This is a genomic window from Chroococcidiopsis sp. SAG 2025, assembly GCF_032860985.1.
Lineage (GTDB): Bacteria > Cyanobacteriota > Cyanobacteriia > Cyanobacteriales > Chroococcidiopsidaceae > Chroococcidiopsis.
In genome coordinates, this window is the sequence record NZ_JAOCNC010000001.1 from 1439245 (window position 1) to 1463867 (window position 24623).

Here is a 24623-nt window from a genome sequence, read left to right on the forward strand (position 1 = left end):
AGTGAAGTGAGTACGTTTTCTAAGCTGAAGCATTGGCTCGTTGGTACTAACGAAGAGTACGAATACGAAGACGAATTCGATGATGTTGAAGAATCAGGGGATGAGGCATACTCACCCGAACCTACCCCTGTACCAGAAAAAGAAACGCGCCAGCAGCGTCGCTGGAATCAAGTTAACGCAGGTGGTAAAGGGAATGTAATTGATATGCATGGAGCATTGAACGGTAATTACGAAGTAGTTCTGATGGAGCCGCGTTCCTTTGAGGAAATGCCACAAGCCATTCAAGCTCTACGCGATCGCAAGATGGTGGTGTTAAATTTAACAATGATGGAACCAGACCAAGCACAGCGCGCTGTGGATTTTGTGGCTGGCGGAACTTACGCGATGGACGGACACCAAGAGCGAGTGGGTGAAAGCATCTTCCTGTTTACACCGCTATGCGTTCAAGTCACAACTCCAGGAACTCTGGGTCACGACCTCCCACAAGCCGTACCTACACGTCCCCAGCGCATGAGCGCACCCGCACCCGCATGGACGGCTGAATCGACTAGAATAGCTCAATCTGGTTAAAATACGGTTCTTCAGCTCCTAGACGGTCAATCGTCATCAGTCATGAGTCATTGGTTACAAACATCGATAAATACAAATGACAAACGACAAATGACACATGACAAAACAGACTGATAGCTATGAGCCGATCGCTATGGAAAAATCGTCAATTAAGTTAGGTATTATTGGTGGCGGGGTAATGGGAGAAGCCATTTTATCCCGCCTTATTAGTGGGCGAATTTATCAACCTTTAGAAGTCATAGCCAGCGATCCGCAGCCGTCACGTCGCAATTTTTTGCAGCAACAATATGGCATTCAAGTAACAACAGAAAATGCCAAAGTCTTATCGGCAGATACAGTTGTATTGGCAGTAAAACCGCAGATATTTGCAGCAATTAGCCAAGACTTGGCAGATTTATCCAATAAGGACGCACAGCGGTGCGCCCCTACTACAACACAATTGCCGTTGATAATTTCCATCATGGCAGGCGTAACCTTACAGCAGCTAGAGAAGGCTTTTCCTCATTTACCAGTTATTCGGGCAATGCCCAATACCCCTGCTACAGTTGGCGCAGGTATGACGGCGATCGCTCTAGGCGATCGCGCCAGCGACGTTCACAAACAAATTGCCCTGCAACTCTTTTCAGCAGTAGGAGAAGTCGTAGAAGTTTCAGAGTCGCTAATGGATGCCGTTACGGGACTTTCTGGTTCGGGTCCGGCTTACGTAGCCATCTTAGTAGAAGCATTAGCCGATGGTGGCGTAGCCGCAGGCTTACCCCGAAATATTGCTAACCAACTCGCCCAGCAAACTGTCAAAGGCACGTTGCAGCTCCTGCAAGAAACAAGCATTCACCCAGCCGAATTAAAAGATCGCGTCACTAGCCCCGGCGGAACAACAATTGCTGGAGTATCAGCCTTAGAAAAAGCAGGCTTTCGTTCTGCCCTAATTGAAGCCGTAGTTGCCGCAACAAGGCGATCGCGAGAACTGGGAAATCAGTGAGCAGTGAAGAAAGGGTGTGGGGTGTAGGGTGTGGGGTGTAAGGTGTGGGGATTTTGGATATTGAATTGATTTTCCCCACTGCTCCTCTGCTCCTCTGCTCCTCTGCTCCCTGCTCCCTGCTCCCTAAATTTCCAAGATTGGTTACTCTATTAATAAAGGGTGTTGAATAAATTATTGAGTGAAAATTCCCCAACTGCAAGCTGACCTAAATCTAGAGAGTATTTTTCCGTTTGAGCTGGATGAGTTCCAACGACAGGCGATCGCGGCACTGAATGCCAATCGCTCCGTAGTTGTATGTGCGCCTACGGGTTCTGGCAAAACTTTAATAGGGGAATACGCGATCTATCGCGCCCTCTCTAGAGGCAAGAGAGTTTTTTACACTACGCCGCTCAAAGCGCTATCGAATCAAAAATTACGCGACTTTCGCTCTCGCTTTGGGGCAGATTTGGTCGGATTGTTAACAGGCGATGTTTCGATTAACCGTGATGCACCAATCTTGGTGATGACTACGGAAATTTTTCGTAATATGCTCTACGGTACTCCCATTGGTGAAGTGGGAACATCCCTTGAAGGTGTAGAAGCAGTGGTTCTGGATGAATGCCATTACATGAACGATCGCCAGCGGGGGACAGTATGGGAAGAATCTATTATTTATTGTCCGCCAGATATTCAACTGGTGGCACTTTCAGCCACGATCGCCAATAGCGACCAACTGACAGATTGGATCTGTCGCGTTCATGGACCCACGGAGCTAATCTATTCTGAATTTCGTCCCGTCCCGCTCGAATTCTATTTTGGCAATCCTAAAGGAATATTTCCTTTACTCGATCCCAAGACTGGAAAACTCAATCCGCGACTGCGACCGAAAAAGGGTAGTAGCGACAGAAAGCAGGGACCCAGACCGGAAACTCCTAAGTTAATTGACACCGTGGGGCATCTCTACTCTAGAGATATGCTACCAGCCATTTACTTTATTTTCAGCCGTCGCGGTTGCGATAAAGCCGTCGAGGAACTAGCAGGCGTAACGCTAGTTAATCCAGAAGAAGCGGCTCAACTCAAAATCCAAATTGATGAATTTTTGCGCCGTAACCCAGATGCAGGACGTGTCGGACAAGTAGAACCTCTCTATCGCGGGATTGCCGCTCACCACGCGGGTATATTACCAGCCTGGAAGGGGTTAGTAGAAGAATTGTTTCAGCAGGGTTTAATTAAAGTTGTCTTCGCGACTGAAACGCTAGCGGCAGGAATTAATATGCCAGCGCGGACAACGGTAATTTCTACCTTATCCAAACGTACAGATCGCGGACACCGCTTGCTCAATCCTTCCGAATTCTTGCAAATGGCAGGACGCGCCGGACGGCGAGGGATGGATAAGCTCGGTCACGTCGTCACTTTGCAAACGCCATTTGAAGGCGCGAAAGAAGCTGTATATCTAGCCACTGCTAAACCAGACCCGCTAGTGAGTCAGTTTGCTCCCAGCTACGGCATGGTGTTAAATCTGCTGCAAATTCATAATTTAGCAGAAGCGAAAGAGCTGATCGAGCGTAGTTTTGGGCAGTATCTCGCCACATTGTATTTGAAACCCCAATACGATGCGATCGCCGAGATGGAAGATCGACTTGCCGACTTGCAAACTCAAATGCAGTCGGTCGATGAGGATCGGTTAAATCATTATGAGAAATTGCGACAACGGCTCAAAGTCGAACGCCAACTCTTGAAGGTACTGGAGGAACAGGCATTAGAGGCACGACTAGAGCAATTGAGCCTGACGATTAATTTTGCCATGTCGGGTACGTTATTGAGTTTGCGCGGCAAGCACGTCCAAACATCAACGCCCATCCCAGCGGTGTTGGTAGCGAAAATTCCTGGTTCGGGACAAGCACCTTATTTTATTTGTTTGGGTCGAGATAATCGCTGGTACGTAGCAGCTAGTAGCGATATAGCAGATTTATTTGCCGAATTTGCTCGATTAGATATTCCCGAACATCTGATGCCGCCTGTAGAAATGCCCCTTAAACCAGGGCAAGCACGTAAAGGGAATGAAGAAACAGCAACAATTGCGGCACAAATTCCTGACCTACCTCCGTGGCACGCTGCACCGGAGGTTTTAGAACAACAACACCGAGTTATTGCCGTACAAGAGCAACTAACAGCCCATCCTTTGCATCATCTAGGCAATCCCGCCAGTATTCTCAAACGCAAGACTAGAATTGCTCAACTGCAAACAGAAATTGAGGAAAGACAGGCAGAGTTAGAACGTTACGCCCACCGTCACTGGGAAGAATTTCTGCACTTAATGGAGATTTTGCAGCGATTTGGTGCTTTGGACGATCTTACGCCAACCAACTTAGGCAAAATTGCTGCTGCTGTCAGAGGAGATAACGAACTGTGGTTGGGTTTAGCCCTTGCCAGTGGCGAACTAGACAATCTCGCTCCCCATCACCTTGCTGCGGCGATCGCGGCGCTAGTCACGGAAACACCCCGTCCCGATAGTTGGGTACGCTATCTCTTATCAGAAGAAGTCGATATTGCCTTGGCGAGTATCCGTCCGATTCGGCGACAGTTATTTCAATTACAGCGGCGCTATAACGTCACAATTCCAATTTGGTTGGAATACGATTTAGTAGCTTTAATCGAGCAGTGGTCGCTAGGCGTAGAATGGGTGGAATTATGTGCTAATACGAGTTTAGATGAAGGTGATGTCGTCAGATTGCTGCGCCGAACGTTAGATTTACTCTCTCAAATTCCCCACATTCCATTTTTGTCAGAGTCTTTACGTCGCAATGCTTATCGGGCAATTCAACTGATGGATCGTTTCCCAGTCAACGAAGTACTTGAAGAAGAATAAAAGTCAAAAGTTCAGTAGGGGCGGGTTTATTTCTAAATTTTCTCATGAATTATTAGAAAATTACTATCTAAACCCGCCCGTACAAAAGTCAAAATTGTTGACTTAGCCGTTTCACCGAATCTGCTTCAGTTGTTGATTTACTTCGTCTAGATAGAAGGCTTCGGGATCGAACGCACCACCAACCCATTCCAACATCGATTCATGTTCCGAATGGTTTGGATCTTGAATTGCTTCTAAAAATTCTGCATAACCCCAAACTCCACCGCAGTCCTCTGGCGGACAGGCGCGTTTACCTGTTAAACACAGCGGATAATGCATCTGCGGTTCGGCTGGTAGTACTTTCTCGACTAAAATTTCATGCTCCCAAGAATCGCCCATGTCATAGGTATAGTGGAATTTGAACTTTTCCCCAGGCGCGACTTGGCTTAACTTCGCCGTCCGTTCGTTCCGCATATCAAGATCGTAGTCTGGCATCGGTTGCCCGTATTCTACGCCCTGAATTGTGAAAGCATGAAGATGGGAATTTGTCCAGCCCATTGCCTCTTGAATAATTCGATGCAATTTAGCCAGGGTGATATCGCTGTAGACTTGGACTCGTCTCCAAATTGGCGGACGCAAATCTTGAAGCGTTATTTTCAGCTGATAAACCGATCGCTCTGTTGTTTGCTTGCGAGGTGGCATGGTTGAGGCAGAGAATTCAACAATATATCTAGCAATAAGGCATAGTTTTCTGCTTCTAACGGTTCTCTATTATCCCATGCTTGAGGAAGGGCGATCGCAAGAGATTTTGTCATGCAAAGACGCAAAGTCGCAAAGAGGTATAATGAACTCGCTTTGCGCCTCTGCGCCTTTGCGCGACATTTCAAATAAAGCTTTTCCGAATAACAATCTTATCCTAGATTTTCTAGCAAATAATCAATTGCTGCTGCTAGTTTCGATTCGTATTTCTCGGCAAACCGTTCAAACCACAACCCTTCAGGAGAAAACGGATCTAACTTGTCCAACCACACTTGAGCCGTTTTTTGTAACTCTTTTCGTTTTTCTTGCTGAAGTTGCTGTTGTTTCAGTTGTTCGGCTTTGAATTGTGCTTGTCTAATTTCTTCTTGTTCTCTATTCTGGCGATCGCGATCGGATTTTACTCGCTCTAACAAGCGATCGATCGCATCACCAGATTTAGCTGCTGGCGGTTGAGGATTAGGTGCGGGTTGCAGCTTTTCATTTTCAGCCTTCAATTGTGATAGCAGGCGATCGATCTCATCCATATATTTAGCAAATTAGCAAAACTGAAAGTAAGCTTTGATTCTTCTGCCCTCTGCCTTTATTCAACCGCCATTCTAACTCAATCACCAATAGCGTTCATCAGCACTTCAGATAAACTCATATCTTCTAAATCATCTAAAGTCACCGTATCGCAAATATCAAATTTAGCGCCAACTCCCTGCAATTGATCGTCTAGTGCTTTCAGAAATTTGGTGGCTTGCGGATCGGAACCGACTTGGATCATTGAAATTGCCAGTTCTTCATCCCTTTCCATCTGACGGGTAGCATTGATGATAACTTCAAACACCGCACGGCGATCGTCTGGTTCCCCATCAGTGACAACGACAATCGTCTCTCCCTCTGGTTTTGTCTGTCCCTTGGCTTTGCGCTGAAAGTAATTATTAGTCGCATCTTGTAGCACGGATGCTAGATTCGTCGTCCCCACCGGATCGTTTTCTAAAAAGATTTGAGAGACTTTCGCTGATGTCACATCATCGTAACGCTTAAACTTACCGGAAAAAACATACACGGTAATACCATCAGGATCGAACTGTTCGCACTTTCTCGCCACTGCTAAAGTAGACTCTTGAGCAACTTCCCATCTACTTTTACCCCCCTGTTGGTCGGGAGTGGACATACTGCCGCTTTTGTCAAGAATTAAAGTGTAGTCGCGGTCTTTCATACTAGACTCTCCTATGCTCAGCTTGGTCTAGTCTAGCCAGCGATCGCTTTTCCGTCAGCTGTTTGAGCAGGCGATCGCATTTCTATTAGCAAAATTCAATCAGCACAGCCTCTCCTTTATCAGCTGCTTCTAGATAAAAACCTCTCCACCACTCAAATCTTTCTAATGCGTTTTCCTCTTTTGGTGCGATAACTTCGTTAAGCTGCGCTAACGCTGGATTAAACAGTGTTTCTGGTTCTACTTCCCTAAATATTCGCACACCTTCTTTTACTATTGAGGATGGCACTATATATAAATCTAAACCATTCTGCGGCTCCAACCCAAAAGGGCGATCGCCACCCAGTAACTTTTCTACATAGGGGAGTAAGCGATCGAGTTGTCTGCTTTTCAACTCCCGCACTAGTCTTTCTTCAAAAACTGATTGAATGTTTTCTAAATAAATACCTCGATCTTCCAGCCCTGGATACAATCTGCTTGCCTGTTCTAACTCTGCACAAAGTTGATTAAAGCACAGATCTACCTCAGATCTAGAGTTGAATATTTCTTTAGACTCAGCGACTCCATCCAGTATCTCATCAAGACTACCATCATCCTCATGCTGCCACATCAGGATGTAAAAAATGCCGTAGCTGTATGGAAACAGGAGATCGAAAAGATAGCTGAATTGCTTCTCAGTTTGAACCCGATGAAATAACCTAGACTCTTCAGGTATGGCTTGATAATACGCTGAGACACCCATGAAACCAGATACTCCTTTAGAGTCGAATCTATGAGGGGTATTGTAGGCGATCGCCTTCTACTCCCTACTCTTCATTCTCTTGTTTCAACGTCATCAGGAAAAAAATCAACAGCTAGGATCTGCTCTACAGTGTAAAGGCACTCTGGAGGAAAGAATGAAACTGGTATTCCTGTCTCGTCTGATGCCCATTCGCTAGCTTCTGCGTATGCCTCTACCAAAATTTCTGCTACATATGGTTTAAGTGATGGCTGATCCTTAAATAGCCGACCGATACGCTTTCTGCTATTGCTAATAGAACCGCGCCAACTACCACTACGCATTTGCGGCTGATATTGCCACTTCAGTAAATGGGAAAGAACTACAACTAAATAGCTGTAAAGTTCGCGTTTGTTGCTTTTATTCAACTGCTCTAACTCTTCAATCAGGTTCTCTACGTCTATTTGCTCCCACTGACGAGTTTTCAGGCGCTCGATCTGCTCGTTCAACCACAATCCGTAGTCTGTGTCGTATGCAGTCATATTGCTGCCTCTTAATTCATTTTTGATAACTCCCCAGGTAAGATTCGAACTTACGACCAATCGGTTAACAGCCGACCGCTCTACCACTGAGCTACTGAGGATTGCGAATATTTATAATAACCCTTATAAACAGGTTTTGCAAGTCCCTGACTAATTTTTTTTGAGAATTTGTTTTCTACTGCACCAAATTTACAAGCCAAAGCGCATTTTAGCTAGCTTTTGCCGCGCTTTCGGGTCGATCGCCGAAGCCAGAAATCTACCTGATGATTGTTTGCCTTGTTTGTGTTTGCGGCGCGATCGCATCGTAGCTGCCTCAACTTCCTGTCTCAGTTGCAATGCTGAGAGCCATTCCGCACCGTAACCCATGACAGTTAGTTGCTGAGCGCGATCGGAGGTAGCAACAATCAAACGGGAGCAGAGCGAGCGATTTAAATACTGCCTGTAGTATGCCGCGCAGATCCTTTCTATATATGTGTCTGCCGTTTCGCCGAAATTGGTGTAGTATACAGATAGATTTTCTGTTTTGACTTCTTGAGTCCCAATAGTCTGCTGATACTGAGCGTCAAAAACAATTTGAGTACTTAATCCCTTAAAAGCACTGTAACTAATTAAAGCTTCTGCCAGCTGCCACCGCGCTGCCTCTAATCCGTCGCGATCGCGGGCTATTTTCAGGTGTTGCCAAGCGCCAATGATGTTGTAGCCATCTACTAGCAAAACAGGTTGAGTCGAAGGGGGTGACATGGTTCGCTGTGAATGTTACTAAATATAAAATTTATTATTCACAATTTTAATCTTTGTTTGCGTATCACGCATGACACTCAGGGGTAAATAGCAAGGGCTTGGTAGTGCCAAGCCCTTGCTGTGTCCTATGCTGCGACTTCCATCAGTTTTTGTCGCAACCGTTTTGGTTCTCCCCGATCGATCAGACAGCCGCGTTCGAGTAAAAAAGCACCGTCGCAATAGTTCAACTCGTCGAGACGATGCGTCACCCAAAGGGCTGTCATTCCCCGACTTTTAACCAAATTTTGCACCTGCGCTACTAGATCGAGTTGACTATCAGGATCGAGGAGGGCTGTAGGTTCGTCAAGCAACAAAACTTCGCAACGACGGGCGATCGCCCCAGCGATAGCAACGCGCTGCTTTTGTCCTCCACTCAGGGCATAAATCGGACGGCGCTGTAGTTCTAATAAATTTACCGCAGCCAGCGCTTCTGTAACTCGCTGACGGACTTGGGAAATGGAGAGTTTTTCTTCCACCAATCCAAAAGCCACATCAGCCCCCACAGTCGGCATTACGAGTTGGTGATCGGGATTTTGAAAGACAAAGCCAACTGGATGCACGATGCCAATTTGACCGGACTGAGGTGTTAACAAGTCTGCTAACAACCGCAGTAAAGTAGACTTACCGCTACCGTTGACTCCCAACAACATCCAAAACTCTCCCCTTGGTACTTCTAAAGAGAGAGATTGAAAAACTCGTTCTCCGCTAGACCAACTAAAGCACAAATCCCGAACTTGAATGGCAGATTCAGCCATTGACACCCCAGCTAATTATTTAGATTCGGTAAAGGCAAAAAAGCCAGGGGTTTTGCCAGCAGCCGTGCTGTCTTTTTGCGAGATCTGCACCCCAGAAATTTCGCTGGTACGGACGGCGACTTTCTTTTCTGGCTGGCGATCGCACGTCAGTTCGATAATCTCTGGATTTCCACTGCGCATTGCTGCCAGAATTTGATTGTATGCTGCTTCTGCATCCGCAGTTTCCTTCCGTTGTACTGACACCGGAAAGGCTGTGTTTTTGATTGTCAAGTCGATCGTGAACATTTTATCTTCAACATCGTGACTAAGCTGCTCTCATCTTAACCTTTCAGGGAGCAGGGAGCAGGGAGCGGGGAGTAGTGGATAAATTCTTACTTACGACTTACGACTTACGACCTACCAGTTATCCATAACCGATTTCAGGCTATTTTGGGCTGATAGTTTTCTTTTTACAAGTTGGGAAAGGGTTTGATAGTTACAAGCGAATATAATTCCTAGCAGCATTTCTCCCCATACAACGTACTTGGGTTGGTGCATGAAGACTATTGGTAAGGTACATATCAGCGCGATCGCTACAATCCAGACTGCTATATTATCAAAATATCTTTCGATGTATTGATTGAGATATTGGCACAGTTTCATAAACGCAAAAGTCAGCCCTGTTGTCATAATCCAAACAACATAAGCCTGACGATATTCCATGCTATTAAATTTTAGTAAAATAATGAAGTGAACGTACAAAAATAGAAGTGAGTTTTTGCCAAAGTAAACTAAAAGTTTGTTTTGTGCCATGACTCGATGAGTTCTAAGAAAATAGAAAACCATCAATACAAGCGCTTTACTTAAAATAAAATAAGACGCAGACATATGGCTTGAAACATATTCGTAACATCAGAGACGGCATAAAATAAAGTTGGAGCAAAACCCCCAAAGAAAGCCAAGTTTTTCACCAGCGTACTTTCTTGTGAACCTAGAGTGGCATGAGCCAAAATCATCATGATACAAGCCAACCCTTCAATAACATCTAGTGAGCTATCTCTTTGTTTCACAAAACCCTCCGATTAACCTACATTAATCTTAAGTAAATTTAGGGATAGCAGCGTTATTTTAATACTCGATCGGTCGATTTTCAAAGATTCTATTTAACAGAATAAATAAGTTTTGTATTTTTGAATACAGCTATTTATGCTATGTATACCTACGGGGAATTGTATGCAAGAATAGCCAATTTAATTCCTAAAAAGCTTCAATTTTGTTTACAGAATAAAGAGCGATCGCGGCTATGCAAAGTATAAAAACTTACACCATCCATCTAGCGAGCCACGCCATATTTATAGCAATGGCATAGGATGAGAAAGATAATTTCTGTACTTTCTGAGCGAAAATCGATCGCAGGCTGATGCTAGGTGTGAAAGGGTATGAATGGTTTCAAAAATAAACTGTGGCAATGGTTGGCGATCGCTCTGCCATTTCCTTTACTTGTATTTAATGGGTGGCTGGCACTTCTAGTTTTTCAGTATTTTCAACCTCTAATCACCATATTCGGCTTAGCAGCGGTATTAGCCTTCATTCTGAATTACCCCGTGCAGTGGCTTCAACAGCGCCAAGTACAACGCCAATATGCAGTATTCTTAGTCTTTCTCATAGCTTTAGTCACATCGATAGCTTTAGGTATTACCTTAATTCCGCTACTCATAGAAGAGTTAAGCGAAGGTGCGAGACTACTACCGCAATGGATTGACGCTGGAACGGCAAAGCTAAAAATGATAGACACCTGGGTAGAAACGCAGCAGTTACCTTTCGATCTGACTCATTTAACCACACAAGTGAGCGATCGCCTCCCAGATGAATTACAGTTTCTAGGCGAAGAACTAGTAATGCTAATTATTGGCACTATTGATAGCGTTTCCGAGGCAATTTTAACCGTCGTGCTAACGTTTTACCTCTTATTGGACGGCGAACGGCTTTGGCATGGCATTTTTGGACGTTTACCATCTCGCTGGAGTATTCCACTACAGCGATCGCTTCAGCAGAACTTTCAAAATTATCTGATCGGTCAGGTGGCACTAGCCGCACTAGTTGGTACAGCCATGACTTTAGCATTTGTGGCTTTAGGAGTCCCTTTCGGATTACTATTCGGCTTAGGAATCGGCGCAATGACTTTAATTCCCTTTGGAGACGTTTTAAGTTTCAGCCTCGTTGGACTGTTAGTCGCCGTACATGACTTCTGGCTGGGAGCCAAAACATTAACGGTAGCTGTAGTAGTTGACCAAATTATCGATCAAGCGATCGCTCCTCGGTTATTGGGTAGTTTTACAGGCTTAAGCCCGATTGGAGTGCTAATAGCTTTGGCAGTAGGGACTAAAATTGGGGGGTTACTAGGTTTACTCACAGCCGTGCCGATCGCGAGTTGTTTGAAAAATCTTTTCGATCTCTTCCTCCCCGTGTCAGAAGATGCTTTAAATCCCGCAGAGACATTACATTTTAAAGGGAGCTGGGGAAAGAGAGCTGAGGGAGTTGGGGGAGCTGAGGGAGTTGAGGGAGCCCAGGGAGCTGAGGAGATAAAATAACTAACTGGTCAGGAGTCAGGAGTCAGGAGTCAGGAGTCACCCTACACCCTACACCCTACACCCTACACCCTATCTACTACTAGCCACTAGCCACTGGTTCCACTAGCCACCCACCACTCACTAACGATGAACCGCGCCTTTTTACCGATTCAACAATTTCTGATCACTTGGCTGCTGATCTTGGTTTCAGTGTCGGTGACGCTTCGAGCCTTGGGTTATGTGGGCGAATTATTAAGTATTGTCATTAGCGCCGCTCTAATTGCCTTTTTGCTCAACTATGCCGTAGCTGGATTGCAAACTTTTTTACCCCGCACGGTAGCAGCCGGACTCGTCTACTTGGGAGCGGGATTTGTCTTTGCGATTGTCGCGTTGACTGTAGTACCGCTTGTATTTAACCAGGCGCGGCAGTTGGTGAATAACTTACCAACCATTCTCGATTCGGCTCAGGAACAATTAAATACTTTTCAAGCCTGGAGCGCTCAATATAACTTACCCTTTGATGTCCAGTTGCTTGTATCGCTGTTATTGGATCGGCTGCAAACCCAGGCTGAAGCGATCGCAGTTAAAAGTCTAGGCTTGGCGATCGGTACGTTTAATTGGTTTTTGGACGCAATTCTAATTTTAGTCCTCTCCTTCTACATGCTGATTGATGGGGAAAGGGTGTGGAATAGTTTGACGAGTATCCTCTCGCCTCAAATTCGCTCTGGCTTAACTGCTGCCTTGCAACGCAATCTCCAGCGCTTTGTCTCAGGACAGCTCTTGCTAGGGTTATTTATGGCTGTCACGCTCACCATCGCTTTTTCGACACTGCGAGTGCCGTTTTTCCTCTTATTTGCCGTTTTTATTGGCTTAACAGAAGTTATTCCTTTTATTGGTGCGACTTTAGGTATTGGTACGGTCGCGATCGTGGTTGCTTTTATCGACTGGTGGCTTGCGCTTCAGGTTTTGGCGATTGCAGTTGCCCTACAACAAGTCAAAGATAATTTAGTTGCACCTCGGATTATAGGCAATCTGACGGGTTTATCGCCCGTGGCTATTTTCATTTCTCTATTACTGGGGGCGCAATTGGGCGGATTTTTAGGCGTGATTCTCGCCATTCCCCTAACTGGAGTCGCAAAAAGTTTGGCAGAAATTGTTCTCGATCCGACTCTACCACCCCAAACGGGGTCTTTCTTCCACAATCCTTTTGCTGATGATGTCGATACAGATGCTGAGGTGGATGGTATGACTTCAACCAAACGTTTCTCAGAAATGGAAGATCTAAGTGTGACAACTGCGGCAACTGAAGCAAGAAAAAACTTATAACTTGAAGTAAATTCATAAAATTATCCAATCATATTTTTTAAATGATACGTCCTTAGACGGGTTCAACTAGGCGTTCCATCTTGCTAGAGACAGGAAAAAACCTACAATCTCGCGATCGAATTCATCCAATAGGGTTGTTGCAATTTACGGTTCAGTTGTACAAATAATAATTAGAGTGAGTTAAGATTCGTAAAGTGAGTTTACAACTCGGTCTACTTTCTGCCTAACGTGAAAGTAAACGCTTTTAAAGTTGGGCGTAAAGCTCGCAAAAAAGTAATCATAAGAAGATTTGGAGATTTGTCCTCATGACAATCGCAGTAGGACGCGCACCGAGTCAAAGAGGATGGTTTGACGTTCTCGACGACTGGCTCAAGCGCGATAGATTTGTATTCGTCGGTTGGTCGGGGCTATTACTATTCCCCTGCGCCTACCTAGCACTAGGTGGATGGCTGACCGGAACGACATTCGTCACCTCGTGGTACACCCACGGGATTGCCAGCAGCTACTTGGAAGGAGCCAACTTCTTAACCGTAGCCGTATCGACCCCAGCCAACAGCATGGGACACTCATTGCTGTTTTTGTGGGGACCAGAAGCGAACTGGGACTTCACGCGCTGGTGTCAACTCGGGGGCTTGTGGGCATTTGTCGCCTTACACGGGGCATTTGCGCTGATTGGATTCTGCCTGCGGCAGTTAGAAATTGCTCGCTTGGTCGGAATCAGACCATACAACGCTTTAGCATTCACAGGTCCAATTGCGGTCTTTGTTAGCGTCTTCTTGCTCTACCCCTTGGGACAGTCCGGCTGGTTCTTTGCGCCTTCATTTGGAGTCGCGGCGATTTTCCGCTTCTTGCTGTTCTTCCAAGGGTTCCACAACTGGACGCTCAACCCGTTCCACATGATGGGAGTCGCCGGGGTATTAGGTGGAGCGCTGTTGTGCGCGATTCACGGGGCGACGGTGGAAAACACGCTGTTTGAAGACGGCGATAGCTCCAACACCTTCCCTGCCTTCAACCCAACCCAATCGGAAGAGACCTATTCGATGGTGACGGCAAACCGCTTCTGGTCGCAGATTTTTGGCATTGCCTTTTCCAACAAGCGCTGGTTGCACTTCTTCATGTTGTTCGTGCCAGTGACCGGACTGTGGATGAGTGCGGTGGGAGTCGTCGGCTTAGCGGTGAACCTGCGGGCATATGACTTCGTCTCTCAAGAGCTGCGGGCAGCGGAAGATCCCGAGTTCGAGACCTTCTACACCAAAAACATTCTGCTCAACGAGGGCATCCGTGCTTGGATGGCACCTCAAGACCAACCCCACGAAAACTTCGAGTTCCCTGAGGAAGTACTACCTCGCGGTAACGCACTCTAATCTTGTCAAGAGAAGTGTTTACGAACCTCTCGACTTGATGCTAAGCAATCTATGGGTTGCAATTGGGTGTTAACTTTCTTTCTTCTATAAACCAAAGCCTCCACTAAGTTGTGGAGGCTTTTTTGTGCTTTACATTTTGATGAGACCGATTACGCTTTGAATCTTTTATCTCGATGCTTCTGATTCTTGTCTGCTACGACTTCGACTCCCTCTACTAAGCTTCCTAGCAGAAAGCAAAACATTGCTGGAGGAAGACAAACTTTGAGGTTAAAAAATGCTGGTACAGCCAAGCTGAAGGCAATAAAAAATAGAAGGGTAGAAAATTTAGGCTTGGGTTTTGCTGCCAGCATAATCAATAAGTCGTGCTTCGATTCTGCTGAAAGCATTCCCCTACGGATAATGAAAAGTATCACAAATTGCTCTGCTTAATCAAATCTTGTTTTGGCGATCGCTAAATTATGAAGAAGGTGAATAGTTGACGGTCTACAGTTGACGGTAACTGACAACTGATAACTGATTTCACGCAAAACGCAAATCGTGTGTTATCGTAAGTAAAGCAAACGACGGCAGGGCATAAATGCTCTGACCTCTTGAGACTAAGACCGCTTAGGCAACAAGGAGGTGATGCCCATGATAGAAAGTAGTAAATGCATGGGTCATCAGGTTGAAGCTAGCCGGCTGCGCGCCGGAGCCGTTCTCTAAAGTTAGCCTTAGTCTTTTTGAGACTGAGATAACTCAAAGACCCAGGCTGGTTTGGAGTTCCTTCCGGCAGTCAGGTTTCAATCTGAAGACCCAACTAGACCGCTCTTACTTCGATCGCAAGATCCCTAGTAAGAGCGGATAGCTTTTTATAGGGGGAATTTGGCTGGTTTTGGTAATTGATGGGAATATGACGCGCTCCCCAGCAGGCGTAACTGCGCTCGCCTACTAATTATCTATTCCCAACCATTTCAATTACTTCTATTGGAAGAATTTATTTATAGGCTCAAACAATGATAATTCTAGACTAGAGAAGATTGTAAAAGGTGGTTCTAAATTCATGGCTCATCCTAGCACAGAGGAAATTTCTGCTCAGCTAGACAGCCCCAATAGTCGCGATCGCATGGTGGCTTTAGCCCAGCTGCGTCACGTCCCAGCTGTTGAAGCCGTACCTTTGATTAAAAAAGTCCTCGATGATGAGATTTTGCAAATTCGCTCGATGGCTGTATTTGCTCTAGGGATAAAGCATACAGACGAATGCTATCCAATTTTAGTGCGCTTGCTAGAAACCGACGCAGACTACGGCATTCGCGCTGATGCCGCTGGCGCGTTAGGGTATTTGGGCGACCCGCGTGGAGTCGAACCATTAATTCGGGCTTTCTATGAAGATACAGAATGGCTAGTCCGCTTTAGTGCAGCAGTATCGCTGGGCAACCTCAAAGATCCTCGCGCTCGGCAAGTCTTGCTACAAGCCTTAGATAGTGATGAAATAGTCATACAACAGGCAGCGATCGCGGCAATTGGGGAAATTAGAGACTTAGAAGCGATCGAGCCAATTCTTCGCTTTGCTCAAGCGGAAGATTGGCTGGTCAGACAGCGTCTAGCAGAAGCATTAGGCAACCTTCCCAGTCCTAAAAGTGTTTCCGCCCTTAAATACATGGAAAAAGATAATCATTTTCAAGTCGCTGAAGCTGCCAGAATTTCACTGCAACGCTTGGGCGAAAACTAGGAAATTCGGAATTCGGAATTCGGAATTCCGAATTCCGAATCAACTTACCCCAAACCCCATACCCTATTCTTGTTAGTCTAAATTAAGAGAAATTTTAAGAACTGTTGCTTTAGGATTGTAGCTGCATGAATATTCAAGAGTTTTTTGAGCTGAGTGCTGGTAAATGGTTTTCCCATCGCACCAGTCACCACCTTGCCTTTAAACAAGCTGAGGATGGCAAATCGGATATTGTAATTGAAACGCTAGCGTTGGATTGCCCAGAGGTGATTAAACTTTGCGAACAATATGGAATCGAACCTGGCTTGGCAACGTGCGGGGCGCGAGTCAGCTGGAATGGAACGATGGAATGGGATGAAGAAAAACACACTGGCTCTACCGTGCTGGTTTCTGTCCCTGATGCCGATAATCCCAACCAAGGTAAGCTGTTACGGGAAATGGGTTATGCTGAAAAAGCCCCTGTTGCCGGACGCTACATGATGGACGGCGATAAAGCACTGACTCTAATTACTGAGTACGAAACCATGTTTTCCGAAGAGAGGCTGTGGTTTGCTAGCCCTAATTTACGGATGCGAGTTAGCGTCTTAAAGCGGTTTGGTGGCTTCAGCATGGCTTCCTTTACCTCTGAAATTCGCATGGGCGGAGTGCAGCCATCTGCACAAGCAGTAGAAGCTTTTAATGCAAACTAATTTTTGAGGGAACGAGAAAGAGAGCTGAGAGAGACAAGGGAGACAAGGAAGAGGGGGGAGAAGTCTCCAAGTCAGAAGTTAGGAGCCATATTTCTTTCTCTGCTCCCTGCTCCCTGCTCCCTGCTATTAGTGATATTGAGAAATTGCTTTGAGTTTAGTACAAAAATCAGAAGCTTTTGTAGTTCCTGGGTTAAATTGACGAATCGGTGGCTGGTGGAAACTACCGCTCGATTGAGATGAAGCACTACTTGGTAAGGGATGATGGCGCTTTAGTTCAGATTCGTGGCGATCGCGCTGACTCTCTCGATCTGATGCCTGACGTTTTTCAGCAGTTGCAGAAGTAGCATTAGGAGCAATCTCTACGACTGCAACCGCAGCCGATCGTTTTTGACTGGCGTTAGCTCTAATTGTATGAAGGTGACGAGCAACATCATTCAGTTGCCTGGGTTGAGTAGAAGGGGTATCCGTTATCGCTCCACAGGTTCGGCGAGCGCCACGATTCAGTGGTGTAACAGGTGCGATCGCGATTGGACGATAATGAACTTCGGGCAATAGCGGGTAGCTTGGCTGGGCGCTCAAGCGCGGTTGAATGTTGCCGCAGACAAGTCGTTCAAACTCGCAATTAAAATGAGGTTGGATCTGACCTCGCCGCTGCCAGATACTTAAGATTTGCTCGACGGAGACTGCCTTATAACGACCTTGGTAAAGAGCTTCGATCGCTGCCAAGCGCACCCAGTTTGCCGGATAAAATCTCAGCCAGCGTTCGACTAATTCGCGAGCATTATGACCACCCAGGTCGAAAATATAGTGTAGTAATAATGCGACTGCGCTATCAGCAGTTGGATTCCAAGCTTGTGTCAACATTAGCTAGCCTACACTTCTACAATAAAACATGCGATCGAATTTAGCCTAATTTTCTTTATCCGCACAATCCCCCCGCAAGGATAATAAGTCGCTTTTGCCTAAATGCATTACGAAATTTATATTGATTTAATTTGGCAGCAGCGATCGGTTATTCAGTTGTCAGTGTACAGACGTTACATGTAACGTCTGTACAAAGTTATCAGTTGTCAGGATTTGTAGGGACGAGTATTTTGCAGCTCTCCGTACGATCGCCAAGAATTCTGTAGTTACAACCTTTCCGTACAGCAGAACGATGCGCGATCGCAGACATGAAACGAAAGACTAGAAGTTGATAATTCCGAATTCTCAATTCCGAATCCCTCAGCCTCTACTTTCGCCATACCAATAGTATGACTCCAGCAACGATAAATCCTAAAGCAACGATTTGATTTAAAGGAATTGACTCTCGAAAGACAAAATAACCCAATATGACTGAGAAAACATAGGACAGGGAAGCAGCGGGACCAGCAACACTTAGATTTACTCTCGTCAATACCAGAATGTAGAAGAATGCTCCCATGCCATAGCAAGCCAATCCTACCAGCAACTCTGGAGTGCTTAAGATTCCGAGCAAATGACTAAACATATTAGTGGCATTAACTTTTCCTAACTTTAATGCGCCTGTTTTGAGTAACCATTGCCCAGCTACACTCGCTAGGATCGAAATTAAGAACAATCCGAATTCTGGTAAAGTCACGCAACAATCCTTGTGGCAATTAATTCGGTTTACTAGTTTACGCTAGCGAGAGCTTTGCTAACCTAATATTGTTTCGGCATGTTTCGGCAAATTTGTAGGTAGAAACCTTATGACAAATCTGGCGATTTCTCCAAACACGCAAGAGCAAATTGAAGCTTGGCTGCGCGGTTTACTGGCAGTAGCCTGGGCAGATGGTGATTTTGAGGCACACGAACGAGAACTCATTCCGACTCTGGCACTAGGAGAATTAAAACCCGCAGACAAGCTAAGTGCCATGACACCAATTACAGTAGAGGAACTTGCTGCGGCGCTGGGACAAAACCAGCACATAGCAGAAAACTTTTTACGCACAGCTGTCATGGTGGCGATCGCCGATGGTACTTACTCTACCCCCGAAGACGAGCTGTTACATCAGTTCTGCCACGCCCTCGGTCTACAAGATAACGTACTTGTCTCCCTGCGTCATACTCTATGCGATCGCGGCGATCGCCCGCAAGATGAGTTAGGTTCTCATCCTCATATAGATGTACTCCACCCCGTGCGCGACTGGCTCGATGGGTTAGAAATCCACGATCCCAAAGTTGCCCATTTTTTATGTAAAATGATACCTTCCCAATGTCCTTTTGAACGAGATATTAAACTCTTCGGTCATAAAGTTGTCCACATTCCCCCTTTATGCAAGCTCAACCCACTGTACGAACAACTAGTAGGCTTGCGCTTCCGTGCCTTGTCCTACTTAGCAGATGACTGTGGTGAAGATGTTTCAGAATATATTTAGGGAGTAGGGAGTAGGGAGTAGGGAGTAGGGAATGGAACAAGATTTTTACTCTACCTCTTTCCCTAACTCCTAATCCCTAACCGCTAACCCATTAAAAAATGCAATTTATCGATCGCGCGGAAATTGAAGTGCTAGCTGGTAAAGGTGGCGATGGAATCGTCGCCTTCCGGCGAGAAAAGTACGTACCTGCTGGCGGACCTGCTGGCGGAAATGGTGGTAAAGGCGGTTCTGTGTTCTTAGTAGCAATGGAAAATCTGCAAACTTTGCTAGATTTTCAGTACGCCCGCAGTTTCAAAGCCAAAAATGGCGAACGTGGTGGACCGAATAACTGCACGGGAGGCGCAGGCGAAGACCTATATCTTGAGGTTCCCTGCGGTACGGTTGTCTACGATAAGGAAACTGGAGAAATTATTGGCGATCTCGTCCTTTCAGGTCAAGTTTTATGCGTAGCTGAAGGTGGTAAGGGAGGACTGGGTAATAAATATTTCTTAAGTAACCGCAACCGCGCTCCAGAGTATGCTTTACCAGGATTGCCTGGAGAACACAAACTATTGCGCTTAGAGTTAAAACTGTTGGCAGAAGTTGGCATTATTGGACTACCTAATGCTGGAAAATCAACTCTAATTTCTGCTTTATCTGCTGCTAAACCGAAAATCGCCGACTATCCTTTCACCACCCTAGTACCGAATTTAGGAGTCGTCCGTAAGCCAACGGGTGACGGAACTGTATTTGCTGATATTCCTGGGTTAATTGAGGGAGCGCATGAAGGAGCTGGGTTAGGACACGAATTTTTACGTCACATCGAACGCACTCGGTTATTACTCCATTTAGTTGACGTTAGTAGCGAACAGCCTTTGTCTGACTACCAAATTATCCAGCAAGAATTGATTGCCTACGATCGCGGACTAGCAGAACGTCCCCAAATCTTAGCTCTCAATAAAGTCGATGCAGTAGATGAAGCTACGGTAGAGGCGATCGTCCAACAGTTAGAAGATAAGACTGGAATGCAAGTCTTAACAATCTCAGCTATCACCCGTCAAGGATTGGACGCACTGATGCAACAAGTCTGGTCTATGCTCGACGAGCTAAATGCTGTTAGGTAATTAGTAAGTCGTAAGTAAGTGACAACTAATAACTGATAGACGTTTACATCTAAAATAGATTAAACTTGTAATGAGTTCATATAAGTAACTAAGAACTCGACAGTTAATTGTTAAGTCTCGTACGGTTTTATGCTGGTTGTAATTTTTACAAACAAAAGCGAAACGTCATTAGCAACGGTATGGGATTAAATCTATTAACCTGAAGCTCTTAGTACAAATTCAAAGCAGACTCAGTGTTTGAAACTAAATAGAAGATAAAATCATCACTCATTGACATGGGTAGTTAAGCTACATAAATTTAGATCAAAGATGCGGATATGCAACAAGAAGCGGCAGCAGTAAAACCAATTCGATCTCTAGAAGATGCTTTAGAACGGTGTCAGCACTTAGGTATGCGCGTCAGCCGCCAGCGTCGTTTTATACTAGAGTTACTTTGGCAGGCTAAAGAACACTTATCGGCAAGAGAAATTTACGATCGCCTCAACCAGCAAGGTAAAGACATCGGACACACCTCGGTTTACCAAAACTTGGAAGCGCTGTCAACCCAGGGTATTATAGAATGCATCGAGCGTGCTGACGGTCGCCTGTACGGAAATATCAGCGACTCCCACAGCCACATCAACTGTCTGGATACCGCTCAAATTCTTGATGTTGAGGTGGAATTGCCAGAAAGCTTGCTGCGGGAAGTTGAAGCCAGGACAGGTGTGAAAATTACTGACTATAGCATTAATTTTTACGGCTACAGGCAGTAACAAAAAACAACAATTTGCGGTACGCTCTGCATGGAAGCGCCAAATAACGCATGATGAGCGATCGCCCTATTAACCTACTACTAATCGATCCAGACTCTATCTACCGCACGGGTTTGAGGGTCGTTTTAGAGCAACATTCACAGGTACGAGTAGCAGCAGAAGCAGCAGATAGTCAGGCTGTCTTGCAGAACATATCAGCACTAGGAATAGACGTAGCGATCGTAGAGCTGAGATTGTCTGATTCTTCTGTCATGGGATGGCAACTATGTCAGCAAATCAAAACTCAATATCCCAACCTGCCGATCCTCATACTGACTTGCCACCCCGAACCCAGTCAACTCGCCGCAGCAAGACAAGCGGGTGTAGAGGGATTTTGTCATAAAGGAATTACCGCAGAGGAAATAATTCATATAATTCGAGAATTGGCAGCAGGGCGATCTTATTGGGAGTCGGGAGTCGGGAAGCGGGTTCCAGGCGAGGTGTCCTCCGCATCGGAACCGCGTAGTCGGGAGTCGGAAATTGTAGGGGTGGGTTTATCAGATCTGTCTGGAAGCCGATCGACAATACAGACAAACCTGCCCTTCCAATGGTTTTTAATCGGAACGCGCGATCGTCTGCGACGATCGGGGCTACAACAAATAAACGGCAATTTGGCGCAAGTCACAGCAAGGCTGCAAGAACCTGGACTCCCTACACTCGATCGCGCCATGCTTGCAGGGCAAAGGCGAGAATTATTAGCAGCGCGGTGGGTTGTCGAGCGGTTGTTGGTTGTAGGGAATGAGGAAGGACAAGGAAGACAAGGGGGAACTCGGGGTCCCCGCGACCGTTCGGCGAAGCCGTTCCCGAAGGGCAGGGAGTGGGGATTAGGGGGGAGAAGGGGGACAAGGAGGACAGACAGAAAACTTCCTCGCTCCTCCCGCCTCCCGACTCCCGACTCCCGACTCCCGACTCCCGACTCCCCAACAACCAACAACCATATTTACTTCAACGCGGGAAAGATTAGAATTTAGTCTAGAGAATTTGACTTCTATTCCCTTAGAAATTGACATTTTTCGAGAAGATAAGAAACGGGAACTGCTGCACTTAATTCTCAAGAAAATAGAGGATATCTTAGCAGATTTACGCTTTTCTCAAGTCCACAGCGATCGCCTTCCTGTAATGCAAGCCGCTATTCTACGGGATTTGTGGCAAGCAACAACTATAGATTTTTTTGGGAGATACTCTACTCTGTTAGTGGAGGGAATTACTGTAGATTTTGTCAATAGTTTGTTACAAGCTGAAATTGTCGTGCAAACAGCAATTTTAGATAAAATTCCTCTCGTCAGCGATCTATTTTCCTATCTACTATTTGCTACACCTTTAGTTATCGATAATATTTCCTTTGCGGCTGAAAGTTTGGAGGCGAAGGAAAGAGCGGAAATAATTCTACAGAATTTGATAATTCAACTTGCAAATGCTGTCGTACAGCCACTTTTGAATCAATTTGCCGAACTAGAAGTTATCAAACAAAATTATTACGATCGCCGTTTAATTTCCACAAGGGAAATAGAGCGATTCAGAAATAGTTTATCGTGGAAATATCGGGCTAGGACATATTTTGAAGAACCCCGCCAGATTTTTGAAAGTCGCTATGAAATGTTATTGCTAGCACCACGTGGAATTGCCAAAATATCAATTTACGCACCTCGCGATCGCGAATTAACGCGACTTTCAGGAATTCCACTAGTCGTAACTTTAGCTCTTGAATTACGAGATGCGATCGCGCCTCGTATACAAGCGGTGGTATCGTTTGTGGGTAAAGGAATTATTTTTGTTTTGACCCAAGTTGTAGGAAAAACAATCGGTTTAATTGGCAGGGGAGTTTTACAAGGTTTGGGTGGTTCTTGGCAGGAAAGTAAGAATAAACGATTGTGATAGATCGAAAAATTATATGATGGCAAGCGATCGCTAAGTGAGTAATTAAGTATGATTGCCTCCCCACAACAAACCTACCTCACCGCCGACGAATACCTCCAACTGGAGGATGCGAGCAACATCAAGCACGAATATATTGATGGGCAAGTCTATGCTATGGCTGGGGCAAGCGATCCCCACGTTACCATTGCCCTTAACCTTGCCACGCTTCTTCGCAGCCATGTTCGAGGTTCCGGTTGCCGTGTCTATATTGCTGATATGAAAGCACGGCTCGAATCGCTGAATCGATTCTACTATCCCGATGTCATGGTGACTTGCGATCCGCGCGATCGCGAAACCTCTACTTACAAGTGTTTTCCTAGTCTAATTGTCGAAGTCTTGTTCGATTCTACTGAAGCCTTTGATCGCGGTGACAAATTTGTTGATTATCAAGAACTAGAAAGCCTCCGCGAGTACGTCCTGATTAACACCAAGCGGCAGCGAGTTGAGTGCTTCCGACGCAACGAGGAAGGGTTATGGGTGTGGCAGTCTTACACACCACAGCAGACAACATTTCGGCTCGATAGTGTAGGTTTTGAGTCAACGCTAGCAGCACTTTACGAAGATGTCACCTTTACCTAAGTAGGGTGGGCATTGCCCACCGACTAAGCAAGTCAAAAGTTAAAAGTCAAAATTTTGTCTTGTTTGCTACTCCCAACTCCCGACTCGTGTACGGGCGGGTTTGCAAACCCGCCCCTACCGACTCCCGTTCTCAAAGTAGATCTTTAATTAATTCAAACCAAAATCCCCGCAATCATCCCCCCGAGTAACAGAAAACCCAACCAAACATTCTGACGAAACATTTCTCCATAAGCAGGATTTGGTAACTGCGGATCGCGCAACCGAGTATATTGCCAAATCCAGCCAGATGCAGCCAAGACAAGGGTAAGCCAAAAACCTAGATGTAGCTGCATGACTACACCCAGCCAACCGAGTAAAAACACAGTACCAGCAAAGAAAACCGCGATCGCTTCTGGGGCGTATTTACCGAAAAATAAAGCACTAGAATTCACGCCGATGCGCTTGTCATCCTCGCGATCGCTCATCGCATAAACTGTATCAAATCCTAGCGTCCAGCATAAAGTTGCGCCCCACAGCAGCCAAGTTGCCTTATCTAAACTTCCCGTGACGGCACTCCAGCTAATTAATACGCCAAAACCCCAGGCAATAGATAACACCAATTGAGGGACGGGAAACACTCGCTTTGCCCCTGGATAAAGCAAAATAACGGGTACGGCGGCGACACACAACCAAAACGATAATTGGTTTAAGTACAAAGACAAAATAAAAGCACAAACTAAAGCAACGCAACCAACTACAATTCCTACTCGGATAGATAAAGCGCGGGAAGCAAGCGGACGATTGCGAGTCCTTTCTACTTGCGGATCGATGTCTCGATCCCAAAGATCGTTCGCTACGCACCCAGCAGCACTAGTGGCAAAAGTCCCCAAGACGATGACTCCTACTAGTAGTAAGGGTGGAGTCGCTCTAGCTGCTAAAAGCACCGCCCACAGAGCGGGAATCATTAAAATTAAACGTCCTTCTGGCTTATCCCAGCGTAACAGTCGGATAATTTTTAGCCAGGTTGGTTCGGAACTCTGTTGTGGTGCGATCGTATTCATGGAAAAATGGTAACTATAGGCAGATGTAATGGTTCGTATCTTTTTCCCTAA

29 protein-coding genes and 1 tRNA gene are annotated in these 24623 nt (G+C 45.7%); 14 read left to right on the forward strand and 16 right to left on the reverse strand.

Annotated elements, in window-relative coordinates:
- Positions 1-6: 6 nt before the first annotated feature.
- The 3 genes from N4J56_RS06955 (at position 7) to N4J56_RS06965 (ending at position 4397) form a co-directional block, all read left to right on the forward strand.
- Complete coding sequence (locus tag N4J56_RS06955; RefSeq protein ID WP_317105798.1) at positions 7-570, forward strand: cell division protein SepF; 564 nt, start codon at positions 7-9, stop codon at positions 568-570.
- 97 nt (positions 571-667) lie between these two features.
- Positions 668-1549 (forward strand): pyrroline-5-carboxylate reductase, encoded by an 882-nt coding sequence (proC, locus tag N4J56_RS06960; protein WP_317105799.1) that lies wholly within the window; start codon positions 668-670, stop codon positions 1547-1549.
- Positions 1550-1727: 178 nt separating this feature from the next.
- Positions 1728-4397, forward strand: coding sequence for an RNA helicase (locus N4J56_RS06965; RefSeq protein ID WP_317105800.1), 2670 nt, complete (start codon positions 1728-1730; stop codon positions 4395-4397).
- A gap of 111 nt (positions 4398-4508) precedes the next feature.
- Here N4J56_RS06965 and N4J56_RS06970 read toward each other — a convergent pair whose 3' ends face one another.
- The 12 genes from N4J56_RS06970 to N4J56_RS07025 form a co-directional block, all read right to left on the reverse strand.
- Positions 4509-5078, reverse strand: a complete 570-nt coding sequence (locus N4J56_RS06970; protein WP_317105801.1) for a plasmid pRiA4b ORF-3 family protein — start codon at positions 5076-5078, stop codon at positions 4509-4511.
- Positions 5033-5191 carry a hypothetical protein gene (locus N4J56_RS06975; RefSeq protein ID WP_317105802.1) on the reverse strand — a complete coding sequence of 53 codons (159 nt, stop codon included), beginning with the start codon at positions 5189-5191 and terminating at the stop codon, positions 5033-5035. The genes N4J56_RS06970 and N4J56_RS06975 overlap by 46 nt, the downstream gene beginning before the upstream one ends.
- Positions 5192-5287: 96 nt before the next feature.
- Positions 5288-5659, reverse strand: a complete 372-nt coding sequence (locus N4J56_RS06980) for a salt stress protein, Slr1339 family (protein WP_317105803.1) — start codon at positions 5657-5659, stop codon at positions 5288-5290.
- A 77-nt stretch (positions 5660-5736) separates the two neighbouring features.
- Positions 5737-6339, reverse strand: coding sequence for a VWA domain-containing protein (locus tag N4J56_RS06985; protein ID WP_317105804.1), 603 nt, complete (start codon positions 6337-6339; stop codon positions 5737-5739).
- 85 nt (positions 6340-6424) lie between these two features.
- Complete coding sequence (locus tag N4J56_RS06990) at positions 6425-7078, reverse strand: hypothetical protein (RefSeq protein WP_317105805.1); 654 nt, start codon at positions 7076-7078, stop codon at positions 6425-6427.
- A 71-nt stretch (positions 7079-7149) separates the two neighbouring features.
- Positions 7150-7596: a DUF29 domain-containing protein gene (locus N4J56_RS06995; RefSeq protein ID WP_317105806.1), complete on the reverse strand. Its 447-nt coding sequence runs from the start codon at positions 7594-7596 to the stop codon at positions 7150-7152.
- A 29-nt stretch (positions 7597-7625) separates the two neighbouring features.
- A tRNA-Asn gene (locus N4J56_RS07000) sits at positions 7626-7697 on the reverse strand.
- A gap of 88 nt (positions 7698-7785) precedes the next feature.
- The gene (locus tag N4J56_RS07005) at positions 7786-8337 is read right to left on the reverse strand and encodes an NYN domain-containing protein (protein ID WP_317105807.1); all 552 of its coding nucleotides are present in this window, start codon (positions 8335-8337) and stop codon (positions 7786-7788) included.
- 125 nt (positions 8338-8462) lie between these two features.
- A complete protein-coding gene (locus tag N4J56_RS07010) occupies positions 8463-9131 on the reverse strand; it encodes an ABC transporter ATP-binding protein (RefSeq protein ID WP_317105808.1) in 669 nt (222 codons plus the stop codon).
- A gap of 15 nt (positions 9132-9146) precedes the next feature.
- On the reverse strand, positions 9147-9416 hold the full coding sequence (locus tag N4J56_RS07015) for a hypothetical protein (protein WP_039715888.1): 270 nt from the start codon (positions 9414-9416) through the stop codon (positions 9147-9149).
- Positions 9417-9527: 111 nt separating this feature from the next.
- Entirely contained in the window at positions 9528-9923 is a 396-nt protein-coding gene (locus tag N4J56_RS07020) for a hypothetical protein (protein ID WP_317105809.1), read from the reverse strand.
- Between the two features lie 50 nt (positions 9924-9973).
- On the reverse strand, positions 9974-10180 hold the full coding sequence (locus N4J56_RS07025) for a hypothetical protein (protein WP_317105810.1): 207 nt from the start codon (positions 10178-10180) through the stop codon (positions 9974-9976).
- A gap of 369 nt (positions 10181-10549) precedes the next feature.
- Between N4J56_RS07025 and N4J56_RS07030 the strand changes: the two genes are divergently transcribed.
- From N4J56_RS07030 to psbD, 3 genes are all read left to right on the forward strand, one after another.
- Entirely contained in the window at positions 10550-11701 is a 1152-nt protein-coding gene (locus N4J56_RS07030; protein WP_317105811.1) for an AI-2E family transporter, read from the forward strand.
- Between the two features lie 126 nt (positions 11702-11827).
- Positions 11828-13006, forward strand: a complete 1179-nt coding sequence (locus tag N4J56_RS07035) for an AI-2E family transporter (protein WP_317105812.1) — start codon at positions 11828-11830, stop codon at positions 13004-13006.
- Positions 13007-13311: 305 nt separating this feature from the next.
- Positions 13312-14370, forward strand: coding sequence for a photosystem II D2 protein (photosystem q(a) protein) (gene psbD, locus N4J56_RS07040; protein WP_015153746.1), 1059 nt, complete (start codon positions 13312-13314; stop codon positions 14368-14370).
- A gap of 149 nt (positions 14371-14519) precedes the next feature.
- On the opposite strand, the gene N4J56_RS07045 is transcribed toward psbD, so the two are convergent.
- Complete coding sequence (locus N4J56_RS07045) at positions 14520-14783, reverse strand: hypothetical protein (RefSeq protein ID WP_317105813.1); 264 nt, start codon at positions 14781-14783, stop codon at positions 14520-14522.
- A 626-nt stretch (positions 14784-15409) separates the two neighbouring features.
- Here N4J56_RS07045 and N4J56_RS07050 point away from each other — a divergent pair.
- Positions 15410-16078 (forward strand): HEAT repeat domain-containing protein, encoded by a 669-nt coding sequence (locus N4J56_RS07050; RefSeq protein ID WP_317105814.1) that lies wholly within the window; start codon positions 15410-15412, stop codon positions 16076-16078.
- Positions 16079-16203: 125 nt separating this feature from the next.
- Entirely contained in the window at positions 16204-16764 is a 561-nt protein-coding gene (locus N4J56_RS07055; RefSeq protein WP_317105815.1) for a phycobiliprotein lyase, read from the forward strand.
- Positions 16765-16890: 126 nt separating this feature from the next.
- Here N4J56_RS07055 and N4J56_RS07060 read toward each other — a convergent pair whose 3' ends face one another.
- Entirely contained in the window at positions 16891-17628 is a 738-nt protein-coding gene (locus N4J56_RS07060; protein ID WP_317105816.1) for a hypothetical protein, read from the reverse strand.
- A 367-nt stretch (positions 17629-17995) separates the two neighbouring features.
- On the reverse strand, positions 17996-18364 hold the full coding sequence (locus N4J56_RS07065; RefSeq protein WP_317105817.1) for an EamA family transporter: 369 nt from the start codon (positions 18362-18364) through the stop codon (positions 17996-17998).
- Between the two features lie 109 nt (positions 18365-18473).
- Here N4J56_RS07065 and N4J56_RS07070 point away from each other — a divergent pair, with 109 nt between their 5' ends.
- The 6 genes from N4J56_RS07070 (at position 18474) to N4J56_RS07095 (ending at position 23532) form a co-directional block, all read left to right on the forward strand.
- The gene (locus tag N4J56_RS07070; RefSeq protein ID WP_317105818.1) at positions 18474-19142 is read left to right on the forward strand and encodes a Mo-dependent nitrogenase C-terminal domain-containing protein; all 669 of its coding nucleotides are present in this window, start codon (positions 18474-18476) and stop codon (positions 19140-19142) included.
- A gap of 98 nt (positions 19143-19240) precedes the next feature.
- Positions 19241-20245, forward strand: a complete 1005-nt coding sequence (obgE, locus tag N4J56_RS07075; protein ID WP_317105819.1) for a GTPase ObgE — start codon at positions 19241-19243, stop codon at positions 20243-20245.
- Between the two features lie 317 nt (positions 20246-20562).
- On the forward strand, positions 20563-20997 hold the full coding sequence (locus N4J56_RS07080) for a Fur family transcriptional regulator (protein WP_317105820.1): 435 nt from the start codon (positions 20563-20565) through the stop codon (positions 20995-20997).
- Between the two features lie 50 nt (positions 20998-21047).
- Entirely contained in the window at positions 21048-22007 is a 960-nt protein-coding gene (locus N4J56_RS07085; protein ID WP_317105821.1) for a response regulator transcription factor, read from the forward strand.
- Positions 22008-22017: 10 nt separating this feature from the next.
- The gene (locus N4J56_RS07090; RefSeq protein WP_317105822.1) at positions 22018-22911 is read left to right on the forward strand and encodes a DUF3685 domain-containing protein; all 894 of its coding nucleotides are present in this window, start codon (positions 22018-22020) and stop codon (positions 22909-22911) included.
- Positions 22912-22962: 51 nt separating this feature from the next.
- Positions 22963-23532 carry a Uma2 family endonuclease gene (locus tag N4J56_RS07095; RefSeq protein ID WP_317105823.1) on the forward strand — a complete coding sequence of 190 codons (570 nt, stop codon included), beginning with the start codon at positions 22963-22965 and terminating at the stop codon, positions 23530-23532.
- A 152-nt stretch (positions 23533-23684) separates the two neighbouring features.
- Here N4J56_RS07095 and N4J56_RS07100 read toward each other — a convergent pair whose 3' ends face one another.
- On the reverse strand, positions 23685-24572 hold the full coding sequence (locus N4J56_RS07100; RefSeq protein ID WP_317105824.1) for a 4-hydroxybenzoate solanesyltransferase: 888 nt from the start codon (positions 24570-24572) through the stop codon (positions 23685-23687).
- Positions 24573-24623 lie beyond the last annotated feature (51 nt).

What these genes read in the sequence shown, in the direction of transcription:
- proC (WP_317105799.1), top strand. Translation starts at nt 668, where the DNA reads ATGACAAAACAGACTGATAGCTATGAGCCGATCGCTATGGAAAAATCG.
- N4J56_RS06970 (WP_317105801.1), bottom strand. Translation starts at nt 5,078, where the DNA reads ATGCCACCTCGCAAGCAAACAACAGAGCGATCGGTTTATCAGCTGAAA.
- N4J56_RS06975 (WP_317105802.1), bottom strand. Translation starts at nt 5,191, where the DNA reads ATGACAAAATCTCTTGCGATCGCCCTTCCTCAAGCATGGGATAATAGA.
- N4J56_RS06980 (WP_317105803.1), bottom strand. Translation starts at nt 5,659, where the DNA reads ATGGATGAGATCGATCGCCTGCTATCACAATTGAAGGCTGAAAATGAA.
- N4J56_RS06985 (WP_317105804.1), bottom strand. Translation starts at nt 6,339, where the DNA reads ATGAAAGACCGCGACTACACTTTAATTCTTGACAAAAGCGGCAGTATG.
- N4J56_RS06990 (WP_317105805.1), bottom strand. Translation starts at nt 7,078, where the DNA reads ATGGGTGTCTCAGCGTATTATCAAGCCATACCTGAAGAGTCTAGGTTA.
- N4J56_RS06995 (WP_317105806.1), bottom strand. Translation starts at nt 7,596, where the DNA reads ATGACTGCATACGACACAGACTACGGATTGTGGTTGAACGAGCAGATC.
- N4J56_RS07005 (WP_317105807.1), bottom strand. Translation starts at nt 8,337, where the DNA reads ATGTCACCCCCTTCGACTCAACCTGTTTTGCTAGTAGATGGCTACAAC.
- N4J56_RS07010 (WP_317105808.1), bottom strand. Translation starts at nt 9,131, where the DNA reads ATGGCTGAATCTGCCATTCAAGTTCGGGATTTGTGCTTTAGTTGGTCT.
- N4J56_RS07015 (WP_039715888.1), bottom strand. Translation starts at nt 9,416, where the DNA reads ATGTTCACGATCGACTTGACAATCAAAAACACAGCCTTTCCGGTGTCA.
- N4J56_RS07020 (WP_317105809.1), bottom strand. Translation starts at nt 9,923, where the DNA reads ATGGCACAAAACAAACTTTTAGTTTACTTTGGCAAAAACTCACTTCTA.
- N4J56_RS07030 (WP_317105811.1), top strand. Translation starts at nt 10,550, where the DNA reads ATGAATGGTTTCAAAAATAAACTGTGGCAATGGTTGGCGATCGCTCTG.
- N4J56_RS07035 (WP_317105812.1), top strand. Translation starts at nt 11,828, where the DNA reads ATGAACCGCGCCTTTTTACCGATTCAACAATTTCTGATCACTTGGCTG.
- psbD (WP_015153746.1), top strand. Translation starts at nt 13,312, where the DNA reads ATGACAATCGCAGTAGGACGCGCACCGAGTCAAAGAGGATGGTTTGAC.
- N4J56_RS07050 (WP_317105814.1), top strand. Translation starts at nt 15,410, where the DNA reads ATGGCTCATCCTAGCACAGAGGAAATTTCTGCTCAGCTAGACAGCCCC.
- N4J56_RS07055 (WP_317105815.1), top strand. Translation starts at nt 16,204, where the DNA reads ATGAATATTCAAGAGTTTTTTGAGCTGAGTGCTGGTAAATGGTTTTCC.
- N4J56_RS07060 (WP_317105816.1), bottom strand. Translation starts at nt 17,628, where the DNA reads ATGTTGACACAAGCTTGGAATCCAACTGCTGATAGCGCAGTCGCATTA.
- N4J56_RS07070 (WP_317105818.1), top strand. Translation starts at nt 18,474, where the DNA reads ATGACAAATCTGGCGATTTCTCCAAACACGCAAGAGCAAATTGAAGCT.
- obgE (WP_317105819.1), top strand. Translation starts at nt 19,241, where the DNA reads ATGCAATTTATCGATCGCGCGGAAATTGAAGTGCTAGCTGGTAAAGGT.
- N4J56_RS07080 (WP_317105820.1), top strand. Translation starts at nt 20,563, where the DNA reads ATGCAACAAGAAGCGGCAGCAGTAAAACCAATTCGATCTCTAGAAGAT.
- N4J56_RS07085 (WP_317105821.1), top strand. Translation starts at nt 21,048, where the DNA reads ATGATGAGCGATCGCCCTATTAACCTACTACTAATCGATCCAGACTCT.
- N4J56_RS07095 (WP_317105823.1), top strand. Translation starts at nt 22,963, where the DNA reads ATGATTGCCTCCCCACAACAAACCTACCTCACCGCCGACGAATACCTC.
- N4J56_RS07100 (WP_317105824.1), bottom strand. Translation starts at nt 24,572, where the DNA reads ATGAATACGATCGCACCACAACAGAGTTCCGAACCAACCTGGCTAAAA.